We start from the raw sequence: 7,763 nt of genomic DNA on the forward strand, positions 1-7,763 counted from the left end.
ACACCGATTGCGACCCAAACCATCCAGGCTTCCATAATTTATTCCCTGCGTTTAGACTTATCTTTGTCGCTTTTGTTTATTCTTTTAGTGCTTCTACTGTACGGTCTGCGATACCTACCGTGTCCTTTTCTGTAATACCGGTAATTATAATATGAAGAACTTCCTTCTTTTGCTGTTCTAATTCCCAAAACGGTGATCAGCTTGAAAAGAAGTACCATCAGAAGATAAAGCAGTATCAAACCAACTGTAAATATAGCCAGGAAAAGGATTGTCGTTGTCACAAATGTTTTAACTTTATTCCTGGTACTCTCGCTCGATCTGATATTCTTGATCACAGTAAGATAAATAAGATCGTTTTTTACATTGTGCTCATCAAGTGATTTCAATTTGTTCAGACTGTCGATCGAAGTTTGTACTCTATCGAGCTGGCTTATTAATCTTTCACTTTCTTCTTGAGATATTCTGGAACTTTTCATCCTTTCCTGAATTTGTACTTTTGCTAATTTCTTATTTGAAATATGATCCTCAACATTAATATCAAAGACAGAAGGTTTTTCAGTCTTGACGATATCTTCCTTCAAACCATCGATTTCCCTTAAGTTTTTGATAACTTGCTGGAATTCTGTTCCCGGGATCTCGGAGAGTGTTGTATAATGCCCGCTTTTTGTTTCCGAAAATTTGGTGACGGTTTCTTCATGTTTTAAACTTTCATTGATCTGCGCGATTGTTTCAGGAATATTGTCTACATAATAAACCAGCCTGATTTTTTTATAGTTCAATTCTTTCTGGAACATTTCGTCAGTTTTGGAGGTATCCGTTTTTATGACTTTTCCCGTGTCTTTTAATAAGTTTGAATTTCTTAATCCAATATAAATGGAAAGTGCAAATATCAAAATTATAATAATGTATTGTGTGCTTTTTCTTAAACTAATCATTAATTAAATCTCCTTATTATTTTTTTTTAGAATTTCTTCAGCATATTTCAATGCTAATTTTGAGCCTGTTCCGGCTAACATTCGGGCAATTTCTTCTTTCTTATCTTTTTCATTCAATCTCTTTATCTCAATTCCGGGAAATTTTGTGCCTTTTCGTTTTTTTATGGCATAATTATTATCCGCAAAAGCTGCTATCTGCGGTAAGTGCGTAATACAAATTACTTGATGGGATTTGCCGATATTGGCAATAAATTTACCGAGTAATTTCGCTATATTTCCCCCGATGCCCGTATCGATTTCATCAAAAATGATCGTTTTTTTATCCATCTTGCCGGATAAAATTTTTTTTATTGTTAAAAGCACACGAGAAAATTCACCTCCGGATGCAGCATATTTAAGAGGCTGCATCTTCACACCCCTATTCGCAGAAAAAAAGAACTCGATTTCATCTTGACCGCTACGCGTCAGATATTTAAAATCCGAAGTAAATTCTTTTTTTGTATTTACTTTGTCAAATCTTATCTTTAGATTTGCTTCCGGAAGAGCTAATTTCTTAATATTCTGCACGATCTCTTTTTCAAATTTCAGAGCAATTTTCTGTCTTTCTTTACTTAATTGTTCCGCTAAAACTTGTAGTTTCTTCTTTTCTTGAGAATAATTCTTTTCCAAAATTTCGATCTGTTTTTTCCCCGAAGAATAAAAATCTATCTCCCTTTTTACTTTTTTTAGATAATCGAGTATTTTCGGAATATCCATCTTATACTTATTTTTGATCATATTTAAAGTATCAAGCCTGCTTTCTACCTCCTTAAGCCTGTGTTTATCGAGATTTACAAAATTCTGCACCTGCCTTATCTCGGTAATCGCTTCTTCCAGATTTGTTAAAGATTCCTGCAACAAATCTACTGATTTTTTTATGTGTACATTATCATCGGAAAATTTTGTCAGCTGAACAATAAAATAATTAATAATATCATAAACTGAATTTTCATTCTCAAAGACCTTTTGTTCAATGTCTGCGGACTGCTCGATTATTTCTTCAGCATGAGTTAATAAATTCAGTTCGTTTTGAAGCTTTTCATCTTCTTCTTCTTTGAGATCAATTTCTTCCAGCTCATTAACCTGATATTGATAGAGTTTTATCTTTTCTTCCTTTTCCTGTTCCTGTTCTTTTAAGTTTTGAAGTTCACTGATTTTTTTTTTTACATCCAGAAATTTTTCTTCAAATTCTTTTCTTTGCAAGGTCAGATTTCCAAAACTGTCGAGTATCTCCAGCTGATAAGTATTATCCAATAGTTTCTGCTGGTCTTTCTGGCTGTGAAAATCCAGCAATACTTCCCGGAATTCTTTGATAATGGAATTTGTTATTCTTCTTCCGTTTAAAAAAGCTTTCGCTTTTAAATTCGGATAAATTTCTTTCGTAAAGAAAACTTCATTATCAGAAATATCTACTTCATATTTTGAAAGCAATTCCAGAAATTTCTTATTCTGCTTATCGATAATAAAAACAACTTCCAGACGCGTTGTTTTTTCCTCATCAAAAACCATCCCGGAGCGAACTTTTCCTCCCAGAATAACATCGATCGCTCCCACGATGATCGATTTTCCTGCTCCGGTTTCTCCGGTCAGAACCATTAATCCCTTTTCAAAATCTAAATTTAATTTTTTAACGATTATGAAATTTTCGATCCGCAAACTCTTGATCATCTTTTTCCCATGTGAAGTTTTTTACGCAATACCTGATAAAAAGTCTTATTTGATAATTTTATGAAATCTACTTTTTGGTGAGCTGCCGTGATGATTATCTCATCATTGGTTTGAAGAGCGTGGGTGTTTTGACCGTCAAGCTGCAGGATCGTCTCATAAGGAATTTCCTTAACCTTGAAACTCAAAACATCCTTTGAAGAAAAAACCATCGGACGAACGGACAGAATATGCGGACTCAAAGGTGCAATTACGATCGCATCCATAACTGGAGAAAGGATCGGTCCACCTGCGGAAAGAGAATAGGCGGTCGAACCGGTGGGAGTGGCGGCAATGATTCCATCACACCGGGTTTCGACGACAAATCGACGATTACTGCATACGCGAATATCTATCAATTTCGGTACCTGTCCTTTATAAACAACCGCATCGTTGAGAGCCAGAGATGAGAAGATCATCTTTCCTTTTCTTTTGATGCTTGCTTTGAGCAGCATCCGGGATTGTACTTTGAACTTGTTTTTTTTCAGATCCTCGATCGATTTTTCCAATTCCGAAACCTTGATCTCTGATAAAAATCCAAGCTTCCCTAAATTGATTCCCAAGATCGGAGCACTTGATTTCAAGGCAAAATGTAAGGCTCGTAAAATCGTTCCATCTCCTCCGAAAACCAGGATGCAATCTAATTTTACCTTTTCTGTTGTCTCGATGGGCTTTATAAAATCCGGTAAAAATTCATTCTGTTCCGATAATTTAAAATACTTGAAATCCATATTCTCATAAAGATTTTTTAGAGAATCAAATATCGTTTTCTTATGTGCATATTTTGGATTGAAAAAAATACCGAAATTCTTCATAATTACTTCCATTAAGGAACTTTGCTGACCGGACTTCATAATGGATTTATCCGAATTGTTGTTCCGGTCAGAGTGTTCTGGCAATTGGTTTTATAGCTAGATGTTATCAACTCCATGCTTCGTTTTGGAGTCGAATCCAACACTACAACGATTCCCAAATCCTCAAATATGAACTATATCTTTCTCTTGGGAAAAAACCTTCCTCCACTGCTTTTTTAACAGCACAACCATGCTCATGTGAATGTGAACAATTATTATATTTACAATTACCCGCCAACTCTGCAAAACCAGGAAAAATCAAGGGAATATTATCTTTATTTTTCCGGTGCAAGCCAAAAGTTTTGATACCTGGTGTATCGACCAGATACCCCCCAAAATCCCAGGAAATTAATCTGCTGCTCGAAGTAGTGTGAACTCCTTTTTTGCTGTAATCACTAACATCCATAACTTTCAGGTTCAATCCCGGTTGGATTTTATTGATCAATGAAGATTTTCCGGTTCCGGAATGTCCGGAAAAAACAGTTTCTTTATCTTTCAGGATTTGGATTAGATTTTCCAGACCTTCTCCTGTTTTTGCAGATGTATAAATTATCTGATAACCGTTCTTTTGATAAAATCTAACTTGATTATTAATATCGTCTCTATTTCGTGCAAGGTCAATCTTGTTGATACAAATGATCGGAGTTATCTCATAAATTCCCGCAGCACAAATATACCTGTCGATTAGACCGAATTTTATTTCCGGTTCTAATATGGAAGAAACAATGACCAATTGATCAAGATTGGTTGCTATTATTATTTCAATTTGGAAGGAGGTTTCAGAAAATCGGGAGAGTGAATTTTTGCGGGGAAGGATCTCTTCGATTCTTGGATTTTCCGAAAGATCGACACGAACAAAATCACCGACAGCAACCAGCGATCTGGTCTCAAAATTCAATTGCTTTAGTCGTCCGCCTAGAGTACAAACCAACTCCTTCTCGTCAATATTCACAACGCATCTGTAGTTTGTCTTAACTTCTAAAACTCTTCCTTCCGTAAGTTTCAGTCCTGATTTATCTGATGTTTCTGCTTTTTGTGGTATTTTCTTTTCAGCCCTTTTTTCTTCTATAACTTCATCTTCTTCAAATGTATTTATATCACCAATTTCAATATTTTGCAGTTTGATATTTTGGCGGAGAAATTTCTTCTTATCTTTTTTTTTGCTCATTGTGAATGATTAAGTAGTTCCGTCCAGATGCCTGAAAACAGATACTTATCAGAATACTCGAAACAGTTGTGCCACCTTGAAAAAGTTAAGTAGAATATTTTCATTTAATAATACTTTCTAATGCTTTTTCTATTTTTTTCACTGCAACTCGTGTGTTGACGCACGGACCTTCCGGTCTTTCATTCAAAACTCCGTAAACCGGAATTGGAAAAACATCGTGCAGACCATCGACCAGGTCTCTCTCGCAAGCAACTGCAATGATAAATTTAGGACGGTTCTCGACGATAATTCTCCTGGCAAGAGTTCCACCGGTAGCAATCGCTATCGGAACTTTATATCTTACCGCTAATTTTGTCAGATCTCCAATATCGCATTTTCCGCATTCTACACATTTATTAATATCTACTGTTATGCGAATTCCACAGTCAGTATTTTGCAAACAGTGCGGTAATAATATCAAAACCTCGGAATTTTTGAATTTCTTCCTGATGACCTTGATGAATGAATTATTCACATGAACATAAGATTCACGGACTTTGTCTTTTGTGATGCCAACCGTTTTTCCCAATAAAATTGTTATCGGAAACAAGAATTGGATAGAAATCCGCACTGCAAAAGGAAAGATCAGGAAATTTCTTTTCGTGTAGGAAGTTAGATAAACAAGGGTTATTCCGAGAATCACAATAAAATAGAAAATCCGTAAAAGCGTTAAAGAAAAAGGTCTTAAAAATTCATGAATATCTTCCAAGCGGGGAGCAACAAACCACCATAAAATAGTGGTGACGATCATCATCAGGATCAAGCTGATCGTCGATAAAGATAAAAAAAGGTTTTTCCCTTTTGTGTTTATCTCAAAATCCATTGGTGAATTTTTCTCCGGTTCTGATCAATGCTCCAATATAAAATGCATAAGCATTCATGATCTTCTTTCCTTCCGGTTGAACTTTTTTCAATAAAAGGTCACTATCGACAGTAGCGACCACAATTCCTGCATTTTTTATGATATCGATAACTGTTCCGGGTTTGGAAATTGATTCATTTTGCATTATTTCGGTTTCAATTATTTTTATTCTTTTACTGCGGAAAGAAGCAACAACTCCCGGTCGTTCTGCCAAACCTCTTACCCGGTTTCTTATTTTCTCTGAAGACAAAGACCAATCTAACAATAAATCCTGCTTTTCAATTTTGCGGCTGAATGTTGCTTTGGAATCATCCTGTTTTATCAGTTCATAATCGTTATTTTCTATTTTCTCCAATACTTTCAAGACATCTTCCGCCCCCATTTTGGAAAGCCTGTCTGTAAGTTCTGAAAAACATTCATTCTCTTTTATTCTGATTTTTCTTTGATAAATTATCGGTCCTGCATCCATTTCAGCAAATATTTTGAAAATCGTATTTCCGGTAAATTTTTCATTGTTGAAAAGAGCATAGTTTACAGGAGCAGAACCGCGATATTTCGGTAAAAGAGAAGGATGTAGATTGATGCAACCGAATTCTGGAAGTCTCCTTATCTCTCTTTTCAAATATCCTCCGTAAGCAACCGTGACGATTATATCCGGATTTGTTTTCTGTATCTCCGCAATAGATTCCCGAGAATTTATATTCTCGGGTTGGATCAATGGTATGTTCAGCTCAAGAGCTTTGATCTTTATGGCGGGAGGTAATAATCTCTTTTTTCTACCTTTTGGTCTATCGGGTTGGGTAATACAAAGAATCGGTTTATATTTTGTTTTGCTTAGAAGTTCGAGAGTGGGAACAGCAAATTCCGGTGTTCCCATAAAGATGATATTGTTTAACATTTTTTCATTTTTAACTCACCCCAGCCCTCTCTTAAAAAGAGAGGAAGATAAATTGACTTCTGAAATTCCGTCATCCCCTGCTTCTCAAGAGGGGGACCAGAGAAGAGTTTCATTTTTCCCTGATGTTGACTCCATTTTCATCTGTGGTGCTTTCTAATTCTCTTAATTTCTTTTTAATAAATATCTTTCTCATTCTGGGAATTTTATCTACAAAGAGAATTCCTTCAAGATGATCGTTTTCGTGCTGCAAAGCTCGGGAGAATAAACCATCTGTTTCCAATTGTATTTCTTCACCTTTCTCATTTAAAGCATTCATCACAACTCTTTCAGCCCGATTTACTTTCTCGAAAATCCCCGGTAAACTTAAACATCCTTCCTCGTTCACCTGCATTCCTTCAAATTCAACAAATTCCGGATTAATAAAGACAAACGGCTTTTTTTTGTTTCCTTCCCTGAACCAGTAGGGATCTACAACAAAGATACGCAGAGATTTTCCAACCTGCGGAGCTGCTAATCCAATCCCATCTTTTTCATACATTGTCTTTATCAAATCATTGATGAATTGACGGATTTCATCTGTTATATCTTCAACAGATCCTGATACTTTTCGTAAAGTTTCATCTCCGTAAATCCTGACCGAAAGAATTTTAGCTTTTTGTTTATCCATATTTTTTACAACGAACTATTACTAACAAAAAAGAACATAAAAAAATTATTTCGTCGTATTTGTCTGCGGAGTTGCCTCGCTGATAATTCCGGCTATTGCAGCTCTCTGAACCTCAATTTTTGTGTTTGTTGTTTCATCTACTCGGATCACAACGATCGTCTTTTCTTTCTTGAAATTTACAACTTTTCCGAAAATACCACCGCTGGTGATCACATTGTCATGAACTTTCAGACTATCCAGCATGGCTTGGTGCTCTTTCTGCTTTTTTTTCTGCGGTCGGATGATCAAAAAATAAATGATGGCAAACATCAAACCGAACATGATGATCATCTGCATTCCGCCACCTTGTGATGGTGTCGCTTCTAATAACACATTATACATATTTTTCTCCTGTTTTTCTTATTTCATGCAAAAATTTATAATATTGATATTTTAACAACTATTTTTTATTCTATTTTCTTCTTGAATATTAATGTCTATAAAAATAACTAAAAAATCCTCACCAAAACCTGCAAAATCAGATTCGCATAAATTCCAGCCATCACATCATCTGCCATAACTCCCCAACCTTCGGGAAGTTTCTGCAGGATATTTACC

The 7,763-nt window shown here is 35.6% G+C and carries 9 protein-coding genes; all 9 read right to left on the reverse strand.

All coding sequences use genetic code 11. The features are described 5' to 3' along the window. Positions 1-38: 38 nt before the first annotated feature. Positions 39-935, reverse strand: a complete 897-nt coding sequence (locus tag ENL20_02500; protein HHE37425.1) for a hypothetical protein — start codon at positions 933-935, stop codon at positions 39-41. A 3-nt stretch (positions 936-938) separates the two neighbouring features. Beyond that, complete coding sequence (gene recN / locus ENL20_02505) at positions 939-2,642, reverse strand: DNA repair protein RecN (GenBank protein ID HHE37426.1); 1,704 nt, start codon at positions 2,640-2,642, stop codon at positions 939-941. Further along, positions 2,639-3,493: an NAD(+)/NADH kinase gene (locus ENL20_02510; GenBank protein ID HHE37427.1), complete on the reverse strand. Its 855-nt coding sequence runs from the start codon at positions 3,491-3,493 to the stop codon at positions 2,639-2,641. Before ENL20_02510 ends, recN begins: the two co-directional genes overlap by 4 nt. A gap of 142 nt (positions 3,494-3,635) precedes the next feature. Then, positions 3,636-4,700: a ribosome small subunit-dependent GTPase A gene (gene rsgA, locus ENL20_02515; protein HHE37428.1), complete on the reverse strand. Its 1,065-nt coding sequence runs from the start codon at positions 4,698-4,700 to the stop codon at positions 3,636-3,638. 100 nt (positions 4,701-4,800) lie between these two features. Beyond that, positions 4,801-5,562 carry a DUF116 domain-containing protein gene (locus tag ENL20_02520; GenBank protein ID HHE37429.1) on the reverse strand — a complete coding sequence of 254 codons (762 nt, stop codon included), beginning with the start codon at positions 5,560-5,562 and terminating at the stop codon, positions 4,801-4,803. Further along, positions 5,552-6,499, reverse strand: a complete 948-nt coding sequence (locus ENL20_02525) for a methionyl-tRNA formyltransferase (GenBank protein HHE37430.1) — start codon at positions 6,497-6,499, stop codon at positions 5,552-5,554. The genes ENL20_02520 and ENL20_02525 overlap by 11 nt, the downstream gene beginning before the upstream one ends. A gap of 109 nt (positions 6,500-6,608) precedes the next feature. Next, on the reverse strand, positions 6,609-7,166 hold the full coding sequence (gene def / locus ENL20_02530; protein HHE37431.1) for a peptide deformylase: 558 nt from the start codon (positions 7,164-7,166) through the stop codon (positions 6,609-6,611). A 45-nt stretch (positions 7,167-7,211) separates the two neighbouring features. Then, positions 7,212-7,547 carry a preprotein translocase subunit YajC gene (gene yajC / locus ENL20_02535; protein ID HHE37432.1) on the reverse strand — a complete coding sequence of 112 codons (336 nt, stop codon included), beginning with the start codon at positions 7,545-7,547 and terminating at the stop codon, positions 7,212-7,214. Between the two features lie 107 nt (positions 7,548-7,654). Next, positions 7,655-7,763: phosphatidylglycerophosphatase A (locus ENL20_02540; GenBank protein ID HHE37433.1), on the reverse strand; the 109-nt coding region annotated here is incomplete at its 5' end.

It is taken from the genome of Candidatus Cloacimonadota bacterium (assembly GCA_011372345.1).
Classification (GTDB): domain Bacteria; phylum Cloacimonadota; class Cloacimonadia; order Cloacimonadales; family TCS61; genus DRTC01.